The organism is Streptomyces sp. UF-297, assembly GCF_058245575.1.
In genome coordinates, this window is record NZ_JBSIBZ010000009.1 from 128,597 (window position 1) to 154,193 (window position 25,597).

General features: G+C 70.2%; 23 protein-coding genes. 22 read left to right on the forward strand and 1 reads right to left on the reverse strand.

Going from position 1 to position 25,597, the window contains the following annotated elements; genetic code table 11:
- Nucleotides 1-40 precede the first annotated feature (40 nt).
- The 22 genes from thrB to AC4IJH_RS08415 all read left to right on the forward strand — a co-directional run bounded on the left by thrB (nt 41) and on the right by AC4IJH_RS08415 (nt 24,050).
- Nucleotides 41-958, forward strand: coding sequence for a homoserine kinase (gene thrB, locus AC4IJH_RS08310; protein ID WP_490850904.1), 918 nt, complete (start codon nt 41-43; stop codon nt 956-958).
- 367 nt (nt 959-1,325) lie between these two features.
- Nucleotides 1,326-3,356 carry a transcription termination factor Rho gene (gene rho, locus AC4IJH_RS08315; RefSeq protein WP_490850905.1) on the forward strand — a complete coding sequence of 677 codons (2,031 nt, stop codon included), beginning with the start codon at nt 1,326-1,328 and terminating at the stop codon, nt 3,354-3,356.
- 383 nt (nt 3,357-3,739) lie between these two features.
- A complete protein-coding gene (locus AC4IJH_RS08320; protein ID WP_490850906.1) occupies nt 3,740-4,864 on the forward strand; it encodes an LCP family protein in 1,125 nt (374 codons plus the stop codon).
- Nucleotides 4,865-5,019: 155 nt separating this feature from the next.
- On the forward strand, nt 5,020-5,244 hold the full coding sequence (rpmE, locus tag AC4IJH_RS08325; protein ID WP_490850907.1) for a 50S ribosomal protein L31: 225 nt from the start codon (nt 5,020-5,022) through the stop codon (nt 5,242-5,244).
- 111 nt (nt 5,245-5,355) lie between these two features.
- Nucleotides 5,356-6,435: a peptide chain release factor 1 gene (gene prfA / locus AC4IJH_RS08330; RefSeq protein ID WP_490850908.1), complete on the forward strand. Its 1,080-nt coding sequence runs from the start codon at nt 5,356-5,358 to the stop codon at nt 6,433-6,435.
- 87 nt (nt 6,436-6,522) lie between these two features.
- Complete coding sequence (prmC, locus tag AC4IJH_RS08335) at nt 6,523-7,368, forward strand: peptide chain release factor N(5)-glutamine methyltransferase (RefSeq protein ID WP_490850909.1); 846 nt, start codon at nt 6,523-6,525, stop codon at nt 7,366-7,368.
- Nucleotides 7,369-7,451: 83 nt separating this feature from the next.
- Complete coding sequence (locus AC4IJH_RS08340) at nt 7,452-8,099, forward strand: L-threonylcarbamoyladenylate synthase (protein ID WP_490850910.1); 648 nt, start codon at nt 7,452-7,454, stop codon at nt 8,097-8,099.
- On the forward strand, nt 8,096-8,773 hold the full coding sequence (locus AC4IJH_RS08345; protein ID WP_490850911.1) for an arsenate reductase/protein-tyrosine-phosphatase family protein: 678 nt from the start codon (nt 8,096-8,098) through the stop codon (nt 8,771-8,773). Before AC4IJH_RS08340 ends, AC4IJH_RS08345 begins: the two co-directional genes overlap by 4 nt.
- 186 nt (nt 8,774-8,959) lie before the next feature.
- The gene (gene glyA / locus AC4IJH_RS08350) at nt 8,960-10,273 is read left to right on the forward strand and encodes a serine hydroxymethyltransferase (protein ID WP_490850912.1); all 1,314 of its coding nucleotides are present in this window, start codon (nt 8,960-8,962) and stop codon (nt 10,271-10,273) included.
- Between the two features lie 99 nt (nt 10,274-10,372).
- Nucleotides 10,373-11,722 (forward strand): MraY family glycosyltransferase, encoded by a 1,350-nt coding sequence (locus tag AC4IJH_RS08355; protein ID WP_490850913.1) that lies wholly within the window; start codon nt 10,373-10,375, stop codon nt 11,720-11,722.
- A 316-nt stretch (nt 11,723-12,038) separates the two neighbouring features.
- Nucleotides 12,039-12,476, forward strand: a complete 438-nt coding sequence (locus AC4IJH_RS08360; RefSeq protein ID WP_490850914.1) for a Cg1360 family ATP-synthase-associated protein — start codon at nt 12,039-12,041, stop codon at nt 12,474-12,476.
- Between the two features lie 279 nt (nt 12,477-12,755).
- Nucleotides 12,756-13,550 (forward strand): F0F1 ATP synthase subunit A, encoded by a 795-nt coding sequence (gene atpB / locus AC4IJH_RS08365; protein ID WP_490850932.1) that lies wholly within the window; start codon nt 12,756-12,758, stop codon nt 13,548-13,550.
- 80 nt (nt 13,551-13,630) lie between these two features.
- Nucleotides 13,631-13,879 (forward strand): ATP synthase F0 subunit C, encoded by a 249-nt coding sequence (atpE, locus tag AC4IJH_RS08370; RefSeq protein ID WP_490850915.1) that lies wholly within the window; start codon nt 13,631-13,633, stop codon nt 13,877-13,879.
- A gap of 42 nt (nt 13,880-13,921) precedes the next feature.
- On the forward strand, nt 13,922-14,497 hold the full coding sequence (locus AC4IJH_RS08375; protein WP_490850916.1) for a F0F1 ATP synthase subunit B: 576 nt from the start codon (nt 13,922-13,924) through the stop codon (nt 14,495-14,497).
- A complete protein-coding gene (locus tag AC4IJH_RS08380) occupies nt 14,494-15,309 on the forward strand; it encodes a F0F1 ATP synthase subunit delta (RefSeq protein WP_490850917.1) in 816 nt (271 codons plus the stop codon). Before AC4IJH_RS08375 ends, AC4IJH_RS08380 begins: the two co-directional genes overlap by 4 nt.
- A gap of 127 nt (nt 15,310-15,436) precedes the next feature.
- A complete protein-coding gene (gene atpA / locus AC4IJH_RS08385; protein WP_490850918.1) occupies nt 15,437-17,029 on the forward strand; it encodes a F0F1 ATP synthase subunit alpha in 1,593 nt (530 codons plus the stop codon).
- A 20-nt stretch (nt 17,030-17,049) separates the two neighbouring features.
- Nucleotides 17,050-17,970: a F0F1 ATP synthase subunit gamma gene (locus AC4IJH_RS08390; RefSeq protein ID WP_490850919.1), complete on the forward strand. Its 921-nt coding sequence runs from the start codon at nt 17,050-17,052 to the stop codon at nt 17,968-17,970.
- A 5-nt stretch (nt 17,971-17,975) separates the two neighbouring features.
- Nucleotides 17,976-19,418, forward strand: coding sequence for a F0F1 ATP synthase subunit beta (atpD, locus tag AC4IJH_RS08395; protein ID WP_490850920.1), 1,443 nt, complete (start codon nt 17,976-17,978; stop codon nt 19,416-19,418).
- Between the two features lie 110 nt (nt 19,419-19,528).
- Complete coding sequence (locus AC4IJH_RS08400) at nt 19,529-19,912, forward strand: F0F1 ATP synthase subunit epsilon (protein ID WP_490850921.1); 384 nt, start codon at nt 19,529-19,531, stop codon at nt 19,910-19,912.
- Between the two features lie 146 nt (nt 19,913-20,058).
- Nucleotides 20,059-20,508, forward strand: a complete 450-nt coding sequence (locus AC4IJH_RS08405) for a DUF2550 domain-containing protein (RefSeq protein WP_490850922.1) — start codon at nt 20,059-20,061, stop codon at nt 20,506-20,508.
- 216 nt (nt 20,509-20,724) lie between these two features.
- On the forward strand, nt 20,725-23,139 hold the full coding sequence (locus tag AC4IJH_RS08410) for a transthyretin-like family protein (RefSeq protein ID WP_490850923.1): 2,415 nt from the start codon (nt 20,725-20,727) through the stop codon (nt 23,137-23,139).
- A 95-nt stretch (nt 23,140-23,234) separates the two neighbouring features.
- The gene (locus tag AC4IJH_RS08415; protein WP_490850924.1) at nt 23,235-24,050 is read left to right on the forward strand and encodes a hypothetical protein; all 816 of its coding nucleotides are present in this window, start codon (nt 23,235-23,237) and stop codon (nt 24,048-24,050) included.
- A gap of 55 nt (nt 24,051-24,105) precedes the next feature.
- On the opposite strand, the gene AC4IJH_RS08420 is transcribed toward AC4IJH_RS08415, so the two are convergent.
- Nucleotides 24,106-25,597 (reverse strand): glycoside hydrolase family 18 protein (locus AC4IJH_RS08420; RefSeq protein ID WP_490850925.1); only part of this gene is annotated, 1,492 nt, incomplete at its 5' end.

Sequence of the window (25,597 nt, forward strand, 5' to 3'; positions counted from 1 at the left end):
GGGCAGTACCGCAGCATCAATCAAGGAGAGTCATCGAGCGATGGCCGGTCCAGCGTTCCGCGCCGCCGCCGTCCGGGTGCGCACCCCCGCCACCAGCGCCAATCTCGGTCCCGGCTTCGACGCCCTCGGCCTGTCCCTGGGGCTGTACGACGATGTCGTGGTGCGGGTGGCAGACTCCGGCCTGCACATCGACATCGCAGGTGAGGGCGCCGAGACGCTCCCGCGCGACGAGAGCCATCTGCTCGTACGCTCCCTGCGCACCGCCTTCGACCTGCTCGGCGGCCAGCCGCGCGGACTGGAAATCGTCTGCGCCAACCGCATCCCGCACGGCCGGGGCCTGGGCTCCTCCTCCGCCGCCATCTGCGCGGGCATCGTGGCCGCCCGCGCCGTGACGATAGGCGGCGAGCAGAAGCTGGACGACGCCGCCCTGCTGGAGCTGGCCACCGAGATCGAGGGCCACCCCGACAACGTCGCCGCCTGCCTGCTCGGCGGCTTCACCCTGGCCTGGACGGATACCGGTTCCGCACGGGCGATCAGGATGGATCCCGCCGATTCCATCGTTCCGGTGGTCTTTGTGCCCGGTAAGCCGGTGCTGACCGAGACCGCCCGAGGACTGCTGCCGCGCAGTGTCCCGCATGTGGACGCAGCGGCGAACGCCGGCCGCGCCGCACTGCTCGTCGAGGCCCTGACCAGGCGCCCCGAGCTGCTGCTGGCCGCGACCGAGGACCGACTTCACCAGGAGTACCGTGCCCCCGCGATGCCGGAGAGCGTTGCCCTGGTGAACCGACTGCGGGCGGACGGTGTCCCCGCGGTCATCTCCGGCGCGGGCCCCACGGTGCTCGCGCTGGTCGAGGACAGTGCGGCCGACAAGGTCGCGCGACTGGCAGGCGAGGGGTGGGCGGCCAACCGGCTGACCCTCGACGCGGCGGGCGCGAGCGTCCTGCCGCTCGCCGGGTGATCGACGATTGCCGGTCTTGGAGAGGGGGAATGTTTGTTGGATCCGGTAGTGTTAACCTCAAGTCAGTACCCGACGTCTCATTGGCGCGGTACTTCGTGTCCCCCATCGGGACCACCTTTCTTCCGGGAGCCTCCCAAACTGCTTGGGGCATTGGCCTGAGCAGAAGCGAGCACGCTCCGGAATCGACGCGACGGACATGAATCGCACTGCATCTCCTCGCGTCGGCACCATGAACTGATCTTTCCGCCGTATTCAGGCGGGACCACCGCCCCGGCCCGGTCCGCGCAAGAGCCAAGGACCGCAGCCGGACAGCACAACCGGTCGCCGAGCCAGACAGGCCGACGCCCGCTCCAGGGAAGGACCCTTCGTGAGCGACACCACCGATCTGATGGGCGTAACCGCCGACGGCGCCGCTGCCGACGCGCCCGCCACGGCCGCTCCCGCCGCGCCCCGGCGACGCCGTTCCGGCACCGGCCTTGAGGGCATGGTCCTGGCCGAGCTGCAGCAGGTTGCCTCCAGCCTCGGTATCAAGGGCACCGCGCGGATGCGTAAGAGCCAGCTGATCGAGGTCATCAAGGAGAAGCAGGCCGGCGGCTCCGGCACTGCGGCCAAGACCGCCGAGGCACCGGCAGAGACCAAGCCGAAGCGCCGCGCCACCTCCAAGGCCCGTACGGGCGAGGCCGCCGACAGCGCGGACAAGACCGCCGAGAAGGCGGGCAAGTCCGCTGACAAGGCCGACAAGGCCGCGAGCCAGCAGCAGATCGAGATCCCGGGCCAGCCGGTCAGCGACGAGCAGCCGGCCGGTGAGCGCCGTCGTCGTCGCGCCACCGCCGCCGCGGGCAGCCCCGAGACCTCCGGTGACACCCGCACCGACGTCAAGACCGACGTCAAGGCCGAGGTGAAGACCGACGCCAAGGCCGAGGCCGCGGTGGACAGCGCCGAGGGCCGCCAGGGCAAGGGCCAGGACCGTCAGGACCGCGGCGACCGTCAGGACCGCGGGCAGAAGGGCGACCGCCGCGAGCGCGGCCAGCGCGACCGCGACCGCCGTGGCAAGAACAGCGACGGCGGCGAGGGCGGCAACCAGCAGGGTGGCGGCCGCCAGCGCGACAACCGTGACAACCGCGACAACCGTCAGGACGACGGCTTCGACGACGAGGCGGGCGGCCGCCGTGGCCGTCGCGGCCGTTACCGTGACCGCCGTGGCCGCCGTGGCCGCGACGACTTCGGTGGCAACGAGCCGCAGGTGGCCGAGGACGACGTCCTGATCCCGGTCGCGGGCATCCTCGACATCCTCGACAACTACGCGTTCATCCGGACCTCCGGCTACCTGCCCGGTCCCAACGACGTGTACGTCTCCCTCGCCCAGGTGCGCAAGAACGGTCTGCGCAAGGGTGACCACGTCACCGGCGCGGTCCGTCAGCCGCGCGAGGGCGAGCGCCGCGAGAAGTTCAACGCGCTGGTCCGCCTGGACACCGTCAACTCCGTCGCCCCCGAACAGGGCCGCGGGCGGCCGGAGTTCGGCAAGCTGACGCCCCTTTACCCGCAGGAGCGGCTGCGCCTGGAGGGCGAGTCGGGCGGTCTGACGACCCGGATCATCGACCTGGTCGCGCCGATCGGCAAGGGCCAGCGCGGTCTGATCGTGGCCCCGCCGAAGACCGGCAAGACCATGATCATGCAGGCGGTCGCCAACGCGATCACCCGCAACAACCCCGAGTGCCACCTGATGGTCGTCCTGGTCGACGAGCGCCCCGAAGAGGTCACCGACATGCAGCGGTCGGTCAAGGGCGAGGTCATCTCCTCGACCTTCGACCGCCCGGCCGAGGACCACACCACCGTCGCCGAGCTCGCCATCGAGCGCGCCAAGCGTCTGGTGGAGCTGGGCCACGACGTGGTCGTCCTGCTGGACTCCATCACGCGTCTGGGCCGTGCGTACAACCTCGCCGCCCCGGCGTCGGGCCGCATCCTGTCCGGTGGTGTGGACTCCACCGCCCTCTACCCGCCCAAGCGCTTCTTCGGCGCCGCGCGCAACATCGAGGACGGCGGCTCGCTGACCATCCTGGCCACCGCGCTGGTCGACACCGGCTCGCGCATGGACGAGGTGATCTTCGAGGAGTTCAAGGGCACCGGCAACCTGGAGCTCAAGCTCGACCGCAAGCTCGCCGACAAGCGCATCTTCCCGGCGGTGGACGTGGACGCGTCCGGTACCCGTAAGGAAGAGATCCTGCTCGGCAGCGACGAGCTGGCGATCGTGTGGAAGCTGCGCCGGGTGCTGCACGCGCTGGACCAGCAGCAGGCCATCGAACTGCTGCTGGACAAGATGAAGCAGACCAAGTCCAACGCGGAGTTCCTGCTGCAGATCCAGAAGACGACGCCCACCGCGGGCAACGGCAACGACTGAGGCTCCGTGCCGAAGGCGTAGCCGGGCTTCAGGGCCCGCAAGCCAAACCCTCCCCGCCGCATATGTGGCGGGGAGGGTTTTTTGTGATGGTTGCGTGACGGTTCTTTGACAGCACTTCGCCATGAATCGGGCGGCGCTGAGACCTTCGGCACAGCGAAATGGGCCCCCACCGGGCCGCGGTGCCCTCACGAAACAGGTCGAAATACCAGGTGAGGGGGACAAAAGTCCCGCGCCTTCGGACCGCGGACGCGCACATTTCTAAGAACGGCCCTCAGAGGCGCTGTGCAACCCTTCCGGTCGGCCTTCCGTCTGACAAGTCGCGACAAACCGTGGCTGAACAGTGGCGGCGAGGGGTAGCGGAGACAGCGAGGACTGAGGAGCAGATGGCGGACAGCAGCAGGGCCGCGGAGCCGGCCGGGAGCCGTTCTCGCGGCATACGTGCCACCGGCCGCCGGCGCAAGGCGCGCAGCAGGCGCCGCAGGGCACTGACGATCACGGCGTGCTCGCTGGTGAGCTGCGTGCTGCTGGGCGGCGCCGGGCTCGGGTACGTCTACTTCCAGCTCAACGGCAACCTCAAGGGCGTCGACATCAACGCCGCCCTGGGCAAGGACCGCCCCGAGGACATCCCCAACGGCTCGATGGACTTCCTCGTCCTGGGCTCGGACTCCCGGGCGGGCAAGAACGGCGACTACGGCAAGGACGAGGGCGGCGCCCGGTCCGACACCGCGATGATCGTGCACGTCTTCGAGGACCACAAGCGCGCCAGCGTGGTCAGCATCCCCCGCGACACCCTGATCACCCGGCCCGACTGCGTCAAGGACGGCAGGACGGTACGCGGCGAGCAGCGCGCCATGTTCAACACCGCCTACGAGGTCGGCGGGCCGGCCTGCGCCGTCAAGACCGTGGAGTCGATGAGCGGCATCCGCATGGACCACTTCGTCGAGGTCGACTTCACCGGCTTCAAGAAGCTCATCGACGCGCTGGGCGGGGTGGACATCACCACCACCCAGGCCATCCACGACAAGGACAGCCACCTGAACCTGGAGCCGGGCAAGCACACCCTCAACGGTGAGCAGTCCCTCGGGCTCGTACGGACCCGGCACGGCGTCCCCGGCGGCGACGGCAGCGACCTGGGCCGTATCCAGCTCCAGCAGACCTTCATCAAGGCGCTGATGAAGCAGGTCAAGAGCATCGGCGTGCTCGGCGACCCCACCCGGCTGTACGACATCGCCGACTCCGCCACCAAGGCCGTGACCACCGACACCGAGCTGAACTCCGTGACCAAGCTGATGGGCCTGGCCAAGAGCCTGGGCTCCATCGACGCCAAGAACATCGACATGGTCACGCTCCCGGTGACCTACGACGCGGTCCAGAAGGGCCGTGTGGTGCCGCTCAAGGAGCAGAGCCGCCAGGTCTGGGAGGCGCTGCGGACCGACAAGGAGATCCCCAAGTCCGCCGTCAAGGACACCGCAGGTGACATGGGCGGCACGGACCGCTACGTCAAGTGACGGTTCCGGTGCCCGCCGGGCCCGGGGAATAGTTGCGGACCGACCCCGGTTTTGGGAGATGCGGACAGTCCTGGCAGACTGGACCGTCGGCCCCGGTTCACGTGCCCGCAACCCGCGGAACGACCCGGAGCCCTCCCGAAACCTAGGAGAATCCCTTGAAGCGCGACATCCACCCGGAGTACGTCGAGACCCAGGTGTCCTGCACCTGTGGCGCGTCCTTCACCACCCGTAGCACCGTTGCCGGCGGCGCCATCCGTGCCGACGTCTGCTCCGAGTGCCACCCGTTCTACACGGGCAAGCAGAAGATCCTCGACACCGGTGGCCGCGTGGCCCGCTTCGAGGCCCGCTTCGGCAAGAACGCCGGGTCCGCCGCGAAGTAGCGACCCGCCAGGCGCCGGTTCTCGGCCGCCCCTCACCGGGGGCGGCCGGACCGGCGTTTTGTCGTCCAGCAGCCACGCAAGCACCCCCAGACGCACACCAGGAGCCCGAAGATGTTCGAGGCGGTCGAGGAACTGACCGGCGAGCACGCCGACCTCGAGAAGCGGCTCGCCGACCCCGCTGTCCACGCGGACCAGCGCGAGGCGAAGCGGCTCAACAAGCGTTACTCCGAGCTGACCCCGATCATCTCCACGTACCGCGACTGGAAGCAGACCGGGGACGACATCGACACGGCCCGCGAGCTGGCCCAGGACGACCCCGACTTCGCCGACGAGGTCAAGGAGCTGGAGGCGCGCCGCGAGGAGCTCACCGAGAAGCTGCGGCTGCTGCTGGTGCCCCGCGACCCCAGCGACGACAAGGACGTCATCCTTGAGGTCAAGGCCGGCGAGGGCGGCGAGGAGTCGGCCCTGTTCGCGGGCGACCTGCTGCGCATGTACCTGCGCTACGCCGAGCGCGTCGGCTGGAAGACGGAGATCCTGGAGGCCAACGAGTCCGACCTCGGCGGCTACAAGGACGTCCAGGTCGCCGTGAAGACCAAGGGCGGCAACGGCGCCACCGAGCCCGGCCAGGGCGTGTGGGCCCGTCTGAAGTACGAGGGCGGGGTGCACCGCGTCCAGCGCGTGCCCGCCACCGAGTCCCAGGGCCGTATCCACACCTCCGCCGCCGGTGTGCTCGTCACGCCCGAGGCCGAGGAGGTCGAGGTCGAGATCGGCCCCAACGACCTGCGCATCGACGTCTACCGCTCCTCCGGCCCCGGCGGCCAGTCGGTCAACACCACCGACTCCGCGGTGCGCATCACGCACCTGCCCACCGGCATCGTGGTCTCCTGCCAGAACGAGAAGAGCCAGCTCCAGAACAAGGAGCAGGCCCTGCGCATCCTGCGCTCGCGGCTGCTTGCCGCGGCCCAGGAGGAGGCCGAGAAGGAGGCGTCGGACGCCCGGCGCAGCCAGGTGCGCACCGTCGACCGCTCCGAGCGCATCCGGACGTACAACTTCCCGGAAAACCGCATTTCGGACCACCGCGTCGGTTTCAAGGCGTACAACTTGGACCAGGTGCTCGACGGTGAGCTGGACCCGGTGATCCAGGCGTGCGTGGATGCCGACTCGGCCGCGAAGCTCGCCGCCGCCCAGTAACACCCGCACGTCCTGCACCACCCGTAGGACTCCGCAGGACCCCGTAAGACCCGCAAGACGCAGTACGTACCGGCTGGAGGAAGCCCCGTGAATCTGCTGCTCGCCGAGGTGGCTCAGGCCACCCAGCGGCTGGCCGACGCCGGCGTGCCCTCACCGCGCTTCGACGCGGAGGAGCTCGCCGCACACGTGCACGGCGTCAAGCGGGGCGAGCTGCACCAGGTCGCCGACGCGGACTTCGACGCACGCTACTGGGAGGCCGTCGCCCGCCGCGAGGCGCGCGAACCGCTCCAGCACATCACGGGGCGCGCCTTCTTCCGCTACCTCGAACTCCACGTCGGGCCAGGGGTGTTCGTGCCCCGCCCCGAGACGGAGTCGGTGGTCGGCTGGGCGATAGACGCCGTGCGCGCCATGGACGTGGTCGAGCCCTTGATCGTCGACCTGTGCACGGGCTCGGGCGCCATCGCGCTGGCCCTGGCGCAGGAGGTCCCGCGCTCGCGGGTGCACGCCGTGGAGCTGTCCGAGCAGGCCCTGGGATGGGCCCGCAAGAACGTCGAGGGGTCCCGCGTCGTTCTCCACCACGGCGATGCGCTCAGTGCGCTTCCCGAGCTGGACGGCCAGGTCGACCTGGTCATCTCCAACCCCCCGTACATCCCGCTGACCGAGTGGGAGTACGTCGCCCCCGAGGCGCGCGACCACGACCCCGAGCTCGCGCTGTTCTCCGGCGAGGACGGGCTGGAGACCATCCGCGGCATCGAGCGCACCGCGCACCGCCTGCTGCGGCCCGGTGGCGTCGTCGTCATCGAGCACGCCGACACGCAGGGCGGTCAGGTCCCGTGGATCTTCACCGAGGAGCGGGGCTGGGCCGACGCGGCCGATCACCCCGACCTGAACAACCGGCCCCGTTTCGCCACGGCCCGGCGGGCGACGCCATGACGCCGGCCGTGTACCGCACCGGGGGTACCGGGGTGCTGCCCCGGATCAGCACAGCATCCGTTCCGCACGAGGAGGTCCCGTAAATGGCACGGCGTTACGACTGCAGCGACGCGACCGACCGCGCGACCGGTCTGCGCGAGGCCGCGGCCGCCGTCCGCCGCGGCGAGCTGGTCGTGCTGCCGACCGACACCGTCTACGGCGTCGGCGCGGACGCGTTCAGCGCCGAGGCCGTCGGCGACCTGCTGGAGGCCAAGGGCCGCGGCCGCGGCATGCCCTCCCCGGTCCTGGTCGGCTCGCCCAACACCCTGCACGGCCTGGTCACGGACTTCTCCGAGCAGGCCTGGGAGCTGGTGGACGCCTTCTGGCCCGGCGCGCTGACCCTGGTCGCCACCCACCAGCCGTCCCTGACCTGGGACCTGGGGGAGACCCGCGGCACGGTCGCCATCCGCATGCCGCTGCACCCCGTCGCCATCGAGCTGCTCACCGAGTTCGGCCCGATGGCCGTCTCCAGCGCCAACCTCACCGGGCACCCCTCGCCGCAGGACTGCGACGCCGCCCAGGACATGCTGGGCGACTCCATCTCCGTCTACCTGGACGGCGGACCGACGCCCGCCGCCGTGCCGTCCTCGATCGTGGACGTCACCGGCAAGGTGCCGGTGCTGCTGCGCGAGGGCGCGATCAGCGCCGAGGAACTGCGCAAGGTGGTACCCGAGCTCGAGGTGGCCAGTTGATGACGCCCCTGGGGCGTGGCATAGCGGGACCGGGCGACCCCGACGACGCGGGGGATCGCCGCGTCTTCCGCATCCTCCACGTCAGCACCGGCAACGTCTGCCGCTCACCGATCACCGAGCGGCTGCACCGCCATGCCCTCGATCTGCGCCTGGGCGAGAGCCGCGGCGGCGGACTGGTCGTGGAGAGCGCGGGCACCTGGGGCCACGAAGGCGCCCCGATGGAGGCGCACGCCGCCACCGTCCTGTCCGACTACGGCGCCGACGCGGCCGGCTTCATCGGCCGTGAGCTGCTGGACGAGCACGTCATCCGCGCCGACCTGGTGCTGACCGCCACCCGCGACCACCGCGCGCAGGTCATCTCCATGGGCCACTCCGCGGGTCTGCGCACCTTCACGCTCAAGGAGTTCAACCGGCTCGTACGGGCCATAGACCCCGCCACGCTGCCCGACCCCGACCCGGACCTGCCCGACGGCGGCCTGGTCGAGCGGGCCCGCGCCCTGGTCGGCGCGGCCGCCGCGCTGCGCGGCTGGCTGCTGGCCCCCAGCGCCGAGGCCGACGAGGTCTACGACCCCTACGGCGCGCCGATCACCTTCTTCCGCTCCATCGGCGACGAGATCAACCAGGCCCTGGACCCGGTGGTCACGGCCCTGACGGGGGTTCCGGCCCGCGCCTAGGGCCTGTCGTCGAAGTCCCGTCGTCCGCCCGCCAGGCAGGCGGGACTTCGACGACAGGCCCTGGGGCCGGCCCGCGCGGGGCCGGAAGCCGGGGCGGGCCGGCCCGGACCACGTCCGCCACCGCGCCCTTACGCCGCTGCGCGCCTACATTGGGACCTACGTCCCCGTACGAGGCCCGGAGCAGCCATGCCCGCCAGTACTGTGTCCAGTACAGCGTCACCCCCGAGCGACGCCGCCGTGGAGCGGCCCCCTGTGTGGGGACCGGACTTCGCGGCGCTGCGGCGCCAGGACCCCGAGATCGCCGGGCTGCTGCTGGGGGAGGCCGGGCGCCAGGCCGGCGGACTCCAGCTGATCGCCGCGGAGAACTTCACCTCGCCCGCGGTCCTGGCGGCCCTGGGCTCCCCGCTCGCCAACAAGTACGCCGAGGGCTACCCCGGCGCCCGCCATCACGGCGGCTGCGAGCTGGTCGACCTCGCCGAGCGCATCGCCATCGAGCGCGCCAGGGCCCTGTTCGGCGCCGAGCACGCCAACGTCCAGGCCCACTCCGGGTCTTCGGCCGTCCTGGCCGCCTACGCCGCCCTGCTGCGCCCCGGGGACACCGTCCTGGCCCACTGCCTCCCGCACGGCGGCCACCTCACCCACGGCTCTCCCGCCAACTTCTCCGGCCGCTGGTTCGACTTCGTGGGCTACGGGGTCGACCCGCACACCGGGCTGCTCGACCACGAAGCGGTGCGCGAACTGGCCCGCGCGCACCGCCCCAAGGCCATCGTCTGCGGCTCCATCTCCTATCCGCGGCACATCGACTACGCGGCCTTCCGCGACATCGCCGACGAGGTGGGGGCGTACCTCATCGCCGACGCGGCCCACCCGATCGGGTTGGTCGCCGGGGGAGCGGCACCCAATCCGGTGCCGTACGCGGACGTGGTGTGCGCCACCACCCACAAGGTGCTGCGCGGGCCGCGCGGCGGGATGCTGCTGTGCGGCGCGGAGCTGGCCGAACGCATCGACCGGGCGGTCTTCCCCTTCACCCAGGGCGGGGCGCAGATGCACACCGTCGCGGCCAAGGCCGTGGCGTTCGGCGAGGCCGCCGCGCCCGCCTTCACCGCCTACGCCCACCGGGTCGTGGCCAACGCCCGTACCCTCGCCCAGGCCCTGGCGGGAGAGGGGATGACGGTCACCACGGGCGGTACGGACACCCATCTGATCACCGTCGATCCCGCACCGCTGGGCGTGGACGCGCGCACCGCCAAGGGCCGGCTGGCGGCCGCCGGGATCGTGCTGGACACCTGCGCGCTGCCGTGCGCGGTGGACCCCTCCCTGCGCAGGCCCGGGCTCCGGCTGGGCACCGCCGCGGTTTCCACCCAGGGAATGGGAGAAGTCGAAATGGCGCGAATCGGTGCATTGATCGGTGCCGCGGTACGGTCCGAACCCACCGCTTCGGACCGCGAGAACACCGCCGAAATTGTCCGGTGCTTTCCGCCATATCCGGATCGTTCCTGAGGGACGCAACCGAATGTGGACGGGGGTTGTCTTCAGCTACGTTCACGGATAGGGGGCGGACACGCATATGGTGTGTGGCTGTGATGGCCAGCGATACCTATGGGGCAGCCCGTGCGTGAATACCTGCTGACGCTGTGCGTCACGGCCGCGGTCACTTACCTGCTGACCGGGCCGGTAAGGAAGTTCGCCATCGTGGCCGGCGCGGTACCGGAGATCCGGGCCCGCGACGTGCACCGTGAGCCGACGCCACGGCTGGGCGGTATCGCGATGTTCGGCGGGCTGTGCGCGGGGCTTCTGGTCGCCGCCCATCTGACCAATCTCAAATCGGTCTTCGAGCTGAACGAGCCACGGGCGCTGCTTTCGGGCGCCGCGCTGATCTGGCTGCTGGGCGTCCTGGACGACAAGTGGGGCGTGGACGCGCTCATCAAGCTCGGCGGCCAGATGATCGCCGCGGGCGTGATGGTCCTTCAGGGCCTGACGATCCTGTGGCTGCCGATCCCCGGCTTCGGCACGGTCCTGCTCACCCCGGTGACGGGCACGCTGCTCACCGTGGCCCTGGTCGTGATCACCATCAACGCCGTCAACTTCGTGGATGGGCTGGACGGGTTGGCTTCGGGAATGGTGTGCATCGCCGCCGGGGCATTCTTCATGTACGCGTACCGCATGTGGTTCGGATACGGCATCGAGGCGGCGGCTCCGGCCACGCTGTTTTCGGTCGTTCTGATGGGAATGTGCCTGGGCTTTCTGCCGCACAACATGCACCCCGCGCGGATCTTCATGGGCGACTCGGGCTCGATGCTCATCGGCCTGGTGCTGGCGGCCGGCGCGGTCTCGGTGACCGGACAGGTCGACCCGGACGTGCTGAACTCCAAGGCGGGCAGCCTGCGCGAGGCCACCCACGCGATGGTGCCGGTCTACATTCCGCTGCTGATGCCGCTGACCCTGATCGCGCTGCCGGTCGCCGACCTGATTCTGGCCATCGTGCGCCGTACGTGGAACGGCCAGTCGCCCTTCACCGCCGACCGGGGCCACCTGCACCACCGCCTGCTGGAGATCGGGCACTCCCACAGCCGCGCGGTGCTGATCATGTACTTCTGGGCCGCTTTGATCGCATTCGGCGCGGTGGCGTACTCGGTCAACAACGCCAGCATGTGGATCGTGCTGGGCATCGTGCTGCTCAGTGCGGTCGGCCTCGTCCTGCTGTTGCTGCCGCGCTTCACCCCGCACGCCCCGCGCTGGGCGGAGCGCCTGGTTCCGCCGCGCTACCGCCGGGTGGGCAGGGTGGCGGCGGGCCGGGTGGTGCGCGGCGGGATCCACGAGCCCAAGCCCGAGGGTGAGCGGGCGGCGGACAAGGAGCGGCAGGCGGTGCCGGCGGGCATCAACGGGGCCACCGCGATCGGCGACCGCTCGCGCTTCGCGGACCGGCGCCGGGCCGGCAGCCGTCACTGAGCGGGGGTCGAGCCGGGGGCGGGGTGTGCGGCGGGTTTCGCGCGGTACGAACCGTTCGAAAATCGGGGCAGTTGCCCCCATACCAGACGAGAATCGGGGCGTCAGTGCTCCGACGCGCGGATTACTGCTCACGTGTGACAGGCAGCACACCAAGCAGGTAAAGACCTCATCAAATAGTTTGTGATACCGTTCACGAAACCCGGCGACAGAGTCGAAGTGCCGTAGTGCGACGGCCCTTCGGCCCCAGGTACGCCCTGAGCCCGGGTCTACGCTCGTCCCTGACGACAACACCCCCACCCCCTGCCGGAGCGCCGCCATGCAGTCGAATGACGCCCGACTTCTCCTCCAAGCCGTAGTGTCCACGCTCGCCGCCGGCGCAGTTGCCGCCGTCATCAGCGGTGTGGTCGCGGGTGGCAAGGGGGCCGTCGGTGCTGTCGTCGGCGCGCTGCTGGTGATCCTGCTGATGGGGTCGGGGCTCTACGCGCTTCAGCAGACGGCCAGGAAGCTGCCTCATCTGTTCCAGATGATGGGTCCGCTGCTTTATGTGGTGCAGCTTCTGCTGTCCGTGGTCTTCCTCGTGGTGTTCCAGGACACCACGCTCTTCGACCCGAAGACGTTTGCCCTCACGCTGATCGGCGCGACGCTGGTGTGGATCACCGCGCAGACCCGCGGGTACATGAAGGCCAAGATCCTTTATGTGGATCCGGCGGCCTCCGACTCCGCGAAGACGACGACCGCGGGGTCGCCGACGTGACACGTAGGGCCGGAATAAACGTCCGCGGCCGGGCCTGCTATCGTCCGGTGCCAGTTGCGGCACAGTTGGCGCAGGCGGTTGAGCTCTCAAGTCCCCTCTGGCGGGACGGGCAGTTCTCGCGGCCGATGCCTACGATCCGACCCGGCCCCGCGCCGAACAGCCGCCCCCTTATCCGTTTGACCAGTCCAGTGCCGTTCCGTGGCTCAACGCCGCGCCGACACAACGAGGTTGCCGTACCCATGCGCCACGCTGAAGGAGCTCGCGGTGAGTGCTGAAACGATGCTCGCCTTCGAGACCGACTGCCACATCTTCTCCGGGTGCGGCTTCCCGGCCCCAGGCCTTCATTCGTTTGTCTTCAAGCCGCTCTTCACGGTCGGCGGTTTCGAGTTCAACAAGCCGATGTTGCTGGCGCTGCTCGGCACCATCGCCATTGTGTGGTTCTTCTGGGCCGCCTTCGGCAAGGCCAAGGTGGTGCCGGGCAAGCTGCAGATGATCGGTGAAGCCGGTTACGACTTCGTCCGGAAGAACATCGTCTACGAGGCCCTCGGCAAGAAGGAGGGCGACAAGTACGTCCCCCTCATGGTCTCGATGTTCTTCTTCGTGTGGATCATGAACATCTGGTCGATCATTCCGGTCGCCCAGTTCCCGGTCACCTCGATCATCGCCTTCCCCGCAGGCCTTGCCGCGATCGTCTACGTGCTCTGGGTCTATCTGACGTTCAAGAAGCACGGCTTCGTCGGCGCCTGGAAGAACTTCACCGGCTACGACCGCTCGCTCGGCCCGATCTGGCCGATGATCGTGGTCATCGACTTCTTCTCGAACCTGCTGATCCGGCCCTTCACCCACGCGGTCCGGCTCTTTGCGAACATGTTCGCCGGTCACCTGCTGATCCTGATGTTCACCATCGGCACCTGGTACCTGCTCAACGGTCTCGGCATCGTCTACGCGGGCGCCTCGTTCGTGATGACCATCCTGCTGACCGCTTTCGAGCTGTTCATCCAGGCCGTCCAGGCGTACGTCTTCGTCCTCCTGGCCTGCAACTACATCCAGGGCGCGCTCTCCGAGCACCACTGAGCAACCCCGCCTCCGTCACCACCAACAGACGTCCGGTGGCCAACCCCCACCGGAACCGTGAAAGAGAAGGAAGTAACGGCATGTCCGCTGCTCTCGAGACTGTCAACCTGGCCGCTGGCGTCACCGGCAACCTCGGTTCGATCGGCTACGGCCTCGCCGCGATCGGCCCCGGCATCGGCGTCGGCATCGTCTTCGGTAACGGCACCCAGGCCCTGGCCCGTCAGCCCGAGGCCGCCGGCCTGATCCGCGCCAACCAGATCATGGGCTTCGCCTTCTGTGAGGCGCTCGCCCTGATCGGCATCGTCATGGGCTTCCTCTTCAAGTCCTGACGACCTGCCGCGACCACGCTTCATTAGACGGAAGGCACTGATGTGAACGCCCTGGTACAGCTGGCGGCCGAGGAGGAGCAGAATCCCCTCATCCCGCCGATCCCAGAGCTGGTCATCGGCCTGATCGCCTTCGCCATCGTCTTCCTTTTCCTCGCGAAGAAGCTCCTCCCGAACATCAACAGGGTTCTGGAGGAGCGCCGGGCGGCGATCGAAGGCGGCATGGAGAAGGCCGAGGCCACCCAGGCCGAGGCCCAGCAGGTGCTCGAGGACTACCGGGCCCAGCTCGCCGACGCCCGCCACGAGGCCGCGCGTCTGCGCCAGGAGGCGCAGGAGCAGGGTGCGACGCTCATCGCCGAGATGCGGGCCGAGGGCCAGCGTCAGCGCGAGGAGATCATCGCCGCCGGCCACGCCCAGATCGAGGCGGACCGCAAGCAGGCCGCGCAGTCGCTGCGTCAGGACGTGGGCAAGCTCGCCACCGACCTGGCCGGCAAGCTCGTCGGCGAGTCCCTGGAGGACTCCGCACGGCAGAGCCGGACCATCGACCGCTTCCTCGACGAACTCGAAAACAAGGCTGTCGAGGCGGGGTCCAAGTCGACGAAGGCTGAGGCCGGGCGATGAACGGAGCGAGCCGCGAGGCGCTGGCCTCCGCACGCGAGCGTCTCGACGCGCTGACGGACAACACCTCCGTCGACGCGGCGAAGCTCGCCGCGGAGCTGGCCGCCGTCACCGCTCTGCTCGACCGCGAGGGCTCCTTGCGTCGGGTCCTGACCGACCCGGCGCAGGCCGGCGAGGCCAAGGCCGAGCTGGCCGGGCGCCTGCTGGGCAGCCAGGTCGGCGGCGAGAGCGTCGATCTGGTCTCCGGCATGGTCCGCTCCCGCTGGTCCAAGTCCCGTGACCTGGCCGACGCGACCGAGGAGCTGGCGAACTCCGCCGACCTCATCGCCGCGCAGCGGGCCGGCGCGCTCGACGACGTCGAGGACGAGCTGTTCCGGTTCGGCCGGATCGTCGCCTCGGCCAAGGACCTGCGTTCGGCGCTGACCGACCGCCGGGCGGACAGGACGGCCAAGGCCGAGCTGCTCCGCTCGCTGCTGGGCGGCCGGGCCAACCCGGTCACCGAGCGCCTGGTGGTCCGCCTTGTCGAGCAGCCGCGGGGCCGTAGCCTGGAAGCGGGGCTGGACGCCCTGTCCAAGCTGGCCGCGCACCGCCGGGGCCGCATGGTCGCGGTGGTCACCTCCGCGGTGCCGCTCAGTGACGGCCAGAAGCAGCGCCTGGGCGCCGCGCTGGCCAAGCTGTACGGCCGGCAGGTCCACCTGAACCTGGACGTGGACCCCGAGGTCCTCGGCGGAGTTCAGGTGCGGATCGGCGACGAGGTCATCGACGGGACCGTCTCCGAGCGCCTCGAAGAGGCCGCACGGCGGATGGCCGGCTGACGCAGCCACCAACTCAACAGCATTAGCAACGGCCCGGGTTGGGCCGTAACGCAGTGACATCTCGGGGGTCCACCCCCCGTACCCCCGCAGAACACTTCGGGCCCAACAAGGAGAGCAGGGAACCCAGATGGCGGAGCTCACGATCCGGCCGGAGGAGATCCGGAACGCGCTGGAGAACTTTGTCCAGTCGTACCAGCCGGACGCGGCCTCGCGCGAGGAGGTCGGCACGGTCAGCGAGGCCGGTGACGGCATCGCGAAGGTCGAGGGACTTCCCTCGGCGATGGCGAACGAGCTGCTGAAGTTCGAGGACGGCACCCTCGGTCTTGCGCTGAACCTCGAAGAGCGCGAGATCGGTGCGGTTGTCCTCGGTGAGTTCAGCGGCATCGAGGAGGGCCAGCCGGTGCAGCGCACCGGTGAGGTTCTCTCGGTCGCGGTGGGCGAGGGCTACCTCGGCCGCGTCGTCGACCCGCTGGGCAACCCGATCGACGGTCTCGGCGAGATCGAGTCCGAGGGCCGCCGCGCCCTCGAACTGCAGGCCCCCACGGTCATGCAGCGCAAGTCCGTCCACGAGCCGATGGCCACCGGCTACAAGGGCGTGGACGCGATGACGCCGATCGGCCGCGGCCAGCGTCAGCTGATCATTGGTGACCGTCAGACCGGCAAGACCGCCCTGGCCGTCGACACGATCATCAACCAGCGCGACAACTGGCGCTCCGGCGACCCGAACAAGCAGGTCCGCTGCATCTACGTCGCCATCGGCCAGAAGGGCTCCACCATCGCGTCCGTGCGCGGTGCGCTGGAGGAGGCCGGCGCCCTGGAGTACACCACCATCGTCGCCGCCCCGGCGTCGGACCCGGCGGGCTTCAAGTACCTGGCCCCCTACACCGGCTCCGCCATCGGCCAGCACTGGATGTACCAGGGCAAGCACGTCCTGATCGTCTTCGACGACCTCTCCAAGCAGGCCGACGCCTACCGCGCCGTCTCGCTGCTGCTGCGCCGTCCGCCGGGCCGTGAGGCCTACCCCGGTGACGTCTTCTACCTGCACTCCCGTCTCCTGGAGCGCTGCGCGAAGCTGTCGGACGAGATGGGCGCCGGCTCGATGACCGGTCTGCCGATCGTCGAGACCAAGGCGAACGACGTCTCCGCCTTCATCCCGACCAACGTCATCTCCATCACCGACGGCCAGTGCTTCCTGGAGTCGGACCTCTTCAACGCCGGTCAGCGCCCCGCGCTGAACGTCGGTATCTCCGTCTCCCGAGTCGGTGGCAGCGCGCAGCACAAGGCGATGAAGCAGGTCTCCGGCCGTCTGCGTGTGGACCTGGCCCAGTTCCGCGAGCTGGAGGCGTTCGCCGCCTTCGGTTCCGACCTGGACGCCGCCTCCAAGGCCCAGCTGGCCCGTGGTCAGCGCATGACCGAGCTGCTCAAGCAGGGTCAGTACGCGCCGTACCCGGTCGAGGAAGAGGTCGTCTCCATCTGGGCCGGCACCACCGGCAAGATGGACGACGTCCCGGTGGAGGACATCCGCCGCTTCGAGCGCGAGCTGCTGGACTGGATGGGCCGCGAGAAGAAGGAACTTCTCACCGGCATCCGCGAGGGCGGCAAGATGTCCGACGACACGATCCAGGCGCTCACCGACGCCGTCGCGGCCTTCAAGAAGCAGTTCGAGACCTCGGACGGCAAGCTCCTGGGCGAGGACGCCCCGGCCGGCGCCGCCAAGTGATGACGGAAGGGACCTGATCCATGGGAGCCAAGCTCCGGGTCTATAAGCGTCGCATCCGCTCCGTCACCGCGACCAAGAAGATCACCAGGGCGATGGAGATGATCGCCGCCTCGCGCATCGTCAAGGCGCAGCGCCAGGTGGCGGCATCGACCCCCTACGCCAGTGAGCTCACCCGCGCGGTGGCGGCGGTGGCGACCGGCTCGAACACCAAGCACGCCCTGACGACCGAGGTCGACAGCCCGGCGCGGGCCGCGGTGCTGCTCATCACGAGCGACCGCGGTCTGGCCGGCGGCTACTCCTCCAACGCCATCAAGGCCGCGGAGAAGCTCACCGAGCGTCTCAAGGGCGAGGGCAAGGAGGTCGACACCTTCATCGTCGGCCGCAAGGGCCTGTCCTACTACGGCTTCCGCGAGCGCAAGGTCGCGGACTCCTGGACCGGCTTCACCGACAGCCCCACCTACGCGGACGCCAAGGCGATCGCCGGGCCGCTGATCGAGGCCGTACAGAAGGACACGGCCGAGGGCGGCGTGGACGAGCTCCACATCGTCTTCACCGAGTTCGTCTCGATGATGACGCAGACGCCGGTGGACGACCGCCTGCTGCCGCTGAGCACCGACAAGGTGACGGAGGAGGCGCAGGAGGCGTCCAAGGGCGAACTGCTGCCCCTGTACGACTTCGAGCCGTCGGCGGAGGACGTCCTCGACGCCCTGCTGCCCCGGTACGTCGAGAGCCGTATCTACAACGCCCTGCTCCAGGCCGCCGCCTCCAAGCACGCGGCCACCCGCCGGGCGATGAAGTCGGCCACCGACAACGCCGAAGACCTCATCAAGTCGCTGTCGCGGCTTGCCAACGCGGCCCGCCAGGCCGAAATCACCCAGGAAATCAGCGAGATCGTCGGCGGCTCGGCAGCCCTGGCCGACGCGACCGCGGGGAGTGACTGACAACTATGACCACCACTGTTGAGACGGCCACGGCGACGGGCCGCGTCGCGCGGGTCATCGGCCCGGTCGTCGACGTGGAGTTCCCCGTCGACGCGATGCCGGACATCTACAACGCTCTGCACGTCGAGGTCGACGACCCGGCGGTCGAGGGCGGCAAGAAGACGCTGACCCTCGAGGTCGCCCAGCACCTGGGTGACGGCCGGGTCCGTGCGATCTCCATGGAGCCCACCGACGGTCTGGTCCGCCAGGCGCCGGTCACCGACACCGGCGACGGCATCACCGTGCCGGTCGGCGACGTCACCAAGGGCCGGGTGTTCAACACCCTGGGCAAGATCCTCAACGAGCCCGAGGCCGAGTCCGAGGTCACCGAGCGCTGGTCCATCCACCGCAAGGCCCCGGCGTTCGACCAGCTTGAGTCGAAGACCGAGATGTTCGAGACCGGCCTGAAGGTCGTCGACCTGCTGACCCCGTACGTCAAGGGCGGCAAGATCGGTCTGTTCGGTGGTGCCGGTGTCGGCAAGACCGTTCTGATCCAGGAAATGATCATGCGTGTGGCCAAGCTGCACGACGGTGTTTCCGTGTTCGCCGGTGTCGGTGAGCGCACCCGTGAGGGCAACGACCTCATCGCGGAGATGGACGAGTCCGGCGTTCTGGACAAGACCGCGCTGGTCTTCGGCCAGATGGACGAGCCCCCGGGCACCCGTCTGCGCGTGGCCCTGGCCGGTCTGACCATGGCGGAGTACTTCCGCGATGTGCAGAAGCAGGACGTGCTGTTCTTCATCGACAACATCTTCCGCTTCACCCAGGCCGGTTCCGAGGTCTCGACCCTGCTCGGCCGTATGCCCTCCGCGGTGGGCTACCAGCCGAACCTGGCCGACGAGATGGGCATCCTGCAGGAGCGCATCACCTCGACCCGTGGTCACTCGATCACCTCGATGCAGGCGATCTACGTCCCCGCGGACGACCTGACCGACCCCGCGCCGGCCACCACCTTCGCGCACCTGGACGCCACGACCGTTCTGTCGCGTCCGATCTCGGAGAAGGGCATCTACCCGGCGGTGGACCCGCTGGACTCGACGTCCCGCATCCTGGACCCGCGCTACATCACGCAGGAGCACTACGACACCGCTTCCCGCGTGAAGTCGATCCTGCAGAAGTACAAGGACCTGCAGGACATCATCGCGATTCTGGGTATCGACGAGCTCGGCGAGGAGGACAAGCTGGTCGTCCACCGCGCGCGTCGTATCGAGCGGTTCCTGTCGCAGAACACCCACGCGGCCAAGCAGTTCACCGGTGTGGACGGCTCGGACGTTCCGCTGGACGAGTCCATCGCCGCGTTCAACGCGATCGCCGACGGTGACTTCGACCACTTCCCGGAGCAGGCGTTCTTCATGTGCGGTGGCCTGGAGGACCTCAAGGCCAACGCCAAGGAGCTGGGCGTCTCCTGACCCCCGGCTTTCGGCCCCGGGGGCGGCCCTGGCCGCCCCCGGTCGCTGCGCCCACTAGTATTTGACCCAACATCTGCCGAACCAGGCAGGTGGAGACCCGAGGAGCCATCGTGGCTGAGCTGCACGTCGAGTTGGTCGCCGCGGACCGTCAGGTCTGGTCCGGCGAGGCCAGCCTGGTCGTCGCGCGCACCTCGTCGGGCGACATCGGCGTCATGCCCGGACACCAGCCGCTGCTCGGCGTGCTGCAGTCCGGCCCGGTGACGATCCGCACGACGGGTGAGAGCGGGGACGGCACGGTCGTCGCCGCGGTGCACGGCGGCTTCATCTCGTTCGCCGACAACAAGCTGTCTCTGCTCGCGGAGATCGCCGAGCTGTCGGACGAGATCGATGTCCAGCGCGCGGAGCGGGCCTTGGAGCGGGCGAAGTCGGAGGCCGACGCGGCCGCCGAGCGTCGCGCCGATGTCCGGCTGCGTGCGGTGGCGGGCACTCACTGAGCGCCTGGCACCGAAGAGCTTTACCCTCAGCCGCGGGCTGCGCTGGAATTCTCCAGAGCGGTCCGCGGCTGAGGCAATGCAGGTGCGTGTCCCTCCCCTACGCCTGAACGGCGGGGGGACCCATAGAGGCGAGGAGGTCGGTGGAGATGGTCCTCGCTCTGCTGGTGAGCGGCGTGGTGGTGCTTCTGGTGCTGCTGGGGCTCTTTGTTTTCGGGCTGCGGCGCAGGCTCATCCAGCGCTCCGGCGGGACGTTCGACTGCAGCCTGCGCTGGAACGTGCCCGAAGAGGCCGGTGAGCCCAGCGGCAAAGGCTGGATCTACGGGGTCGCGCGCTACAGCGGTGACCGGATCGAGTGGTTCCGGGTCTTCTCCTACGCGCCCCGCCCGCGCCGTGTCCTGGAGCGCGCCTCGATCGAGGTGGTCGAGCGGCGTACGCCCCAGGGTGAGGAGGAGCTGGCGCTGCTCTCGGACTCCATCGTGCTGGCCTGCCGCCACCGCGGTACGCACCTGGAGCTGGCGATGAGCGAGGACGCGCTCACCGGCTTCCTGGCCTGGCTGGAGGCGGCGCCGCCCGGCCAGCGCGTCAACGTGGCCTGAAACAGGGGCGGTTGGCGGGAAACGGCCTTCATGCTGTGCGGCGTGATGCGGTTGGGTGTGCTCGTCGTGGCTGTGCGTACGGGCTGGTTCACTGTGGTGGCGGGGGCGGACGTGGCGTGACTCGATATGTCATGGGCACGTCATTTCTCTGTTCTTCCGGTGCGCGGCGGGCCGTCCGGCGTCCGGCCGTCCGAGGAACGAGCAAGGGGGATGGGCGTGCGACCAGGCAGGAACAGAAGACCGAGAGGGCTGCCGGGCAGGGCGCTGGCCGCGGCCACGGTGCTGGCGCTGACCGCGCTGACGCCGAGTGCCGCGGCGGCCGCCGGGAACGGACCGCCCGCACCGCGGGACACCTGCACCCTGACGCCGTCGGCGGCCTCGCCGCACAGCGAGTGGGGCAGCTGCTTCCAGACCGACACCAAGATCTCCAAGGCGGTGAGCGTCGGCCAGACGGCCAAGGTGACCTTCACCGTACGCAGCCAGGGCGCGCACCGGGCCGTACGGGTCCTGGCGGATCTGCCCGCCAACCTCCGCTGGGTGAAGGCGCCGGCCGGATTCGCCCCGAGCGAGCAGGCGGCCAAGGCGCCGGAGAGCGGGGGCAGCCTGCACCGGGCCGCGCTCACCCGGGCCTTCGCCGACGGCGAGCGCGCGGTGTACGAGGGCACGGTCAAGGCGGTCGCCGAGGGGCCCGCGCAGATCCGGGTCCGGGCGGCGGACCCGGCGGCCAAGGGCCCCGGGGGCGACAGCAGCGCCTTTCTCACGGTCGGGGGCCGGGGCACCCGGCCGTCGCTGACCATCGCGACACCGAAGATGGGCGGCACGGTGCCGGTGCCGGCCGGGGTCACCCCGCGGCGGGCGAGCGGGCACCCGCCCTACCGGTCCGTGGGGACCAAGGGCCTGGCCGGGCCGCACAGCGACGACACCGGGCGCGAGGGCAGGGCCGGGGCGCAGGCGCTGAGCTGTGTGCGCGGGTCCTGGAACTATGTCGACAACACCGGCGCCACCCGGCCCTCGGTCAACTTCCAGGTGCAGGCCTGGGACGAGGACTTCATCGGGGACGACCTGCTGGCCACCGGCCTGACCGACGGCAACGGCAACTACCGGCTGTGCTTCCAGAACGACGACCCCGGCGGCCAGGACGTGTTCGTACGCTTCGTCGCGGAGAACGGCCAGTGGAACGTCCAGCGCGGTGACGAGGACCCGTACGCCTACCGGACCGACACCCGCGACGACATCGGCGACGGCACCACCACCGACTTCGGCAGCCGCCAGCCCGCGCAGGCCAACGAGATGCGGGCGCTGCACGCCTACGACGCGGCCAACGACGCCTCGGCGTGGACGCCCGGCGACTGCTGGGACGCCCGGGACGCCGACTGCCGGCAGATCCGGATCAACTGGACGCCGACCTCCACGATGGGCACGTACTACTGCACCGAGTCCGGCGGCTCGGCCTGCCCGCGCGCGGACGAGGTCTATCTGGCGGCGGCCGACCCCGACGCGCACCACACGGTCGTCCACGAGGTCGGCCACGGCGTGATGGACGACGTGTACGAGGACAACTATCCGCAGACCCAGAACTGCAACCCGCACGTCATCCAGAACGCGACCTCGCAGGGCTGCGCCTGGACCGAGGGATTCGCCGAGTGGTACCCGGCGAGCGTCTACAACGACCCCTTCTACCGCTGGCCCGACGGCAGCGAGCTGGATCTGGAGACGCCGACCTGGGGCACCGCGGGCTGGGGCGAGGGCGACCAGGTCGAGGGGCGCATCGCCGGAGCGATGATCGACATCTCCGACAGCGGGCCGCGCAACGAGCAGCCGTGGGACCTCTACGGCGAGTCGGCGCAGGGCAATCTGTGGACCACGTTCCTGGGCCACCGCTCGGCGACCTTCGAGGAGTTCTGGCGCCAGCGGGGCCAGGACGGCTTCAACACCGCCGACGGCGGGGCGCGTTCCAGCGTCTACCAGAACACCATCGACTACGACTTCCGCAACCCGCTGGGCAATTACGCCCCGCTGAGCAGGCCCATGCCGCAGGCCGGACGGCCGCACAACTACGGCTACACCACCACCACGCCGTTCTGGTCGGTGGTCGCGGTGCGGCCCGAGGGCGGCTCCGACCAGGACCTGCGGCTGTACGACGACCGGGCGCAGAGCCAGCTGCTGGCGGTGAGCGCCACCACCGGCAACGGCGTGGACTTCGTCGCGGTCGACTCCAACCGGCGGCCGCTGGGCGACTACTTCCCGCAGGTCTCCCGGTTCGCGGGCGGGGACGGCTACCGCATCGAACTCGCCCAGGGATCGGGCCTGTTGACCGGCTCCGAGCAGCTGGCGATGGGCGCGGGCGATGTGGTGCGGGTCCGCGACACGGTCCTGGAGGCCGGGAAGCAGACCACCCTCACGGTGACGCCCTCGGCGGGCGGCCAGGACCCCGAGCTGTACCTGATGGGCGACAGCGACGACCCCTCCAGCTGGGTGCGCGCCCGCGGTGCGGCGGAGGCCTCGGCGACCGGCGCCGGACCCGGCGCGCCCGAGCAGATCACCTTCACCGCTCCGCGGACCGGGGTGTACGGGGTGGTCGTGGTCAACCGCGCGGGCGCGGGGACGTACACCCTGGCCCGGACCGCCTGACGGACCGGGACGCCGCTGCCTGACGGGCCCGGCCGCCGCTGCCAGAGGGGCGCGGCGGCCGGGAACGCGATCGCGCACCGGCGCGTCACAGGGAGGTGACCGACACGATGGGAGCGCGCACCCCGGCCGCCGCGCTGGCGCTCGGCCTGCTGCTGCTCGGGACGGCGTGCGCCGGGCCGTCCCCCTCGGGGGCGAAGGAGGCGAGTGTGCCGACCGGCAGCGGCCAACTGGTGCTGCGCGTCAGGGACTCGGCCGGTCTGGTGCCGGTGGCGCCCGCCGCCCTGCTGCCCCGCTTTTCGCTGTACGGCGACGGGCGGGCCGTGCTGGGGGAGGAGGACGGGGCGCAGGGCTGGCCCGCGCCGCGCGAGGTGCGGCTGAGCCGGGCCGAGCTCGCCGCGGTGGTGAGCGCGGCCCGGGAGGCGGGCCTGGACAAGGGCGGCTCCGCGTACACACCGCCGCCGGACGGGGCCACCAGCAGCTACCTGCTGGCCGTCGGGGGGCGCAGGCAGCTCACCACGGCGCCCGGGCGGGCCGCGCGGGACTGCGGCAGCGCGGAGCACCGCGCGCTGTGCGCCCTGGACGAGCGGCTGCGCCACCTGTCGGGCCGGTCGGTCCCGTACCGCTTCGAGGCGCTGGCCGCGGTGTTCCACCAGACGGGCCGCGGCGGCTCGCCCCGAGCGCCGCGCTGGCCCCTGGGCAGCCTGGCCACGGCGGGCGAGCGGACCGGCATCGGGCAGTGCCTCGTGGTCCGGGGCGAGCAACTGCGCCGCCTGGAGCGGGCGGTCAGGGCCGAGCCCTCGCCCCCGCACTCCTTCACCGACGGCACGGCCACCTACCGGGTGGCGCTGCGGCCCCTGCTGCCCGGGGAGAGGACCTGCCGCGATGTGGCGGCGGTGGGCCGGGAGCAGTGACAGGGCCGGGGAGAGCGGGGGCGACACCGCTCTCCCCGGCCGGGTTCCCGGGGTGCTACTTCAGACCGCTGTCGATGGCGGACACGAGTTGGCCGTTGGCCGTGTCACCGCTGAACTCCCAGAAGAACGCGCCGCCCAGGCCCTGCTGTTTCACATAGGCCATCTTGGCGAGGATCGTGGCGGGGGTGTCGTAGCTCCACCACTGGGTGCCGCAGTGGGCGTACGCGGTGCCGCCGACCGTGCCGTTGGAGGGGCAGCGGCCCACCAGGTCCTTGTAGTCCTCGATGCCCTGCTCGTACTTGCCGGGCGCGGGCCCGGTCGCGGTGCCGCCGGGCTCCTTCTGGGTCACGCCGGTCCAGCCGCGGCCGTAAAAACCGATGCCCAGCAGCAGTTTCTTGGCGGGCACGCCCTTGGCCTTGAGCTTCTGGATCGCGGCGTCGGAGTTGAAGCCCTCGCGCGGGATGCCGTTGTAGGCGTTGAGAGGGGAGTGCGGGGCGGTGGGCCCCTGGGCGTCCCAGGCGCCGAAGAAGTCGTACGTCATCACGTTGTACCAGTCGGCGTACTGGGCGCCGCCGCCGTAGTCCGCGAGGTCGATCTTGCCGCCGCTGGAGGCGTCGGCGGTGATCGCGGCGGTGACGAGGTTGTTCGTGCCGAACTTGGCGCGGAAGGCCTGCATCATGTTCTTGAAGACGGCCGGGCCCGAGGTGTCGCAGCTCAGACCGCAGGCGTTGGGGTACTCCCAGTCCAGGTCGATGCCGTCGAAGACATCGGCCCAGCGCGGGTCCTCGACCAGGCTGTAGCAGGACTCGGCGAAGGCGGTGGGGTTCTTCATGGCCTCGGTGAAGCCGCCGGACCAGGTCCAGCCGCCGAAGGACCACAGCACCTTGATGTGCGGGAACTGCTTCTTGAGCTTGCGCAGCTGGTTGAAGTTGCCGCGCAGCGGCTGGTCCCAGGTGTCGGCGACGCCGTCCACGGACTGGTCGGCGGGGACCGCCTTGTCGTAGTCGGCGTAGGCGTCACCGATGGTGCACCTGCCGCCCTGGACGTTGCCGAAGGCGTAGTTGATGTGGGTGATCTTCGACGCCGAGCCGGAGGTCACGATGTTCTTGACGTGGTAATTGCGCTGGTAGATACCCCAGTTGGTGAAGTAGCCCAGCTTCACGTGACTGCCGGGGCCGGGGCCCGGGTCGCCGCCGGTGGTGCGTACGGAGGTGGCGGGGCTGGCGGGGCCGGTCTGGTCGGCGCTGTCGCGGGCGACGACGGTGTAGGAGTAGGTCGTCCCCGCGGTGAGGCCGGAGTCGGTGTAGGCGAGCTTTTCGACCGTGGCGACCTTGGTGCCGTCGCGCAGGATGTCGTAGTTCTTGACGCCCTTGTCGTCGGTGGCGGCGGTCCAGGCGAGGCGGACCGAGGTGTCGGTGATGCCGCTTGCCGTCGGTTTGCCGGGGGCCGACGGGGGAGCGTCCTCGCCTCCGCCGCCGGTGGTGCGTACGGAGGTGGCGGGGCTGGCGGGGCCGGTCTGGTCGGCGCTGTCGCGGGCGACGACGGTG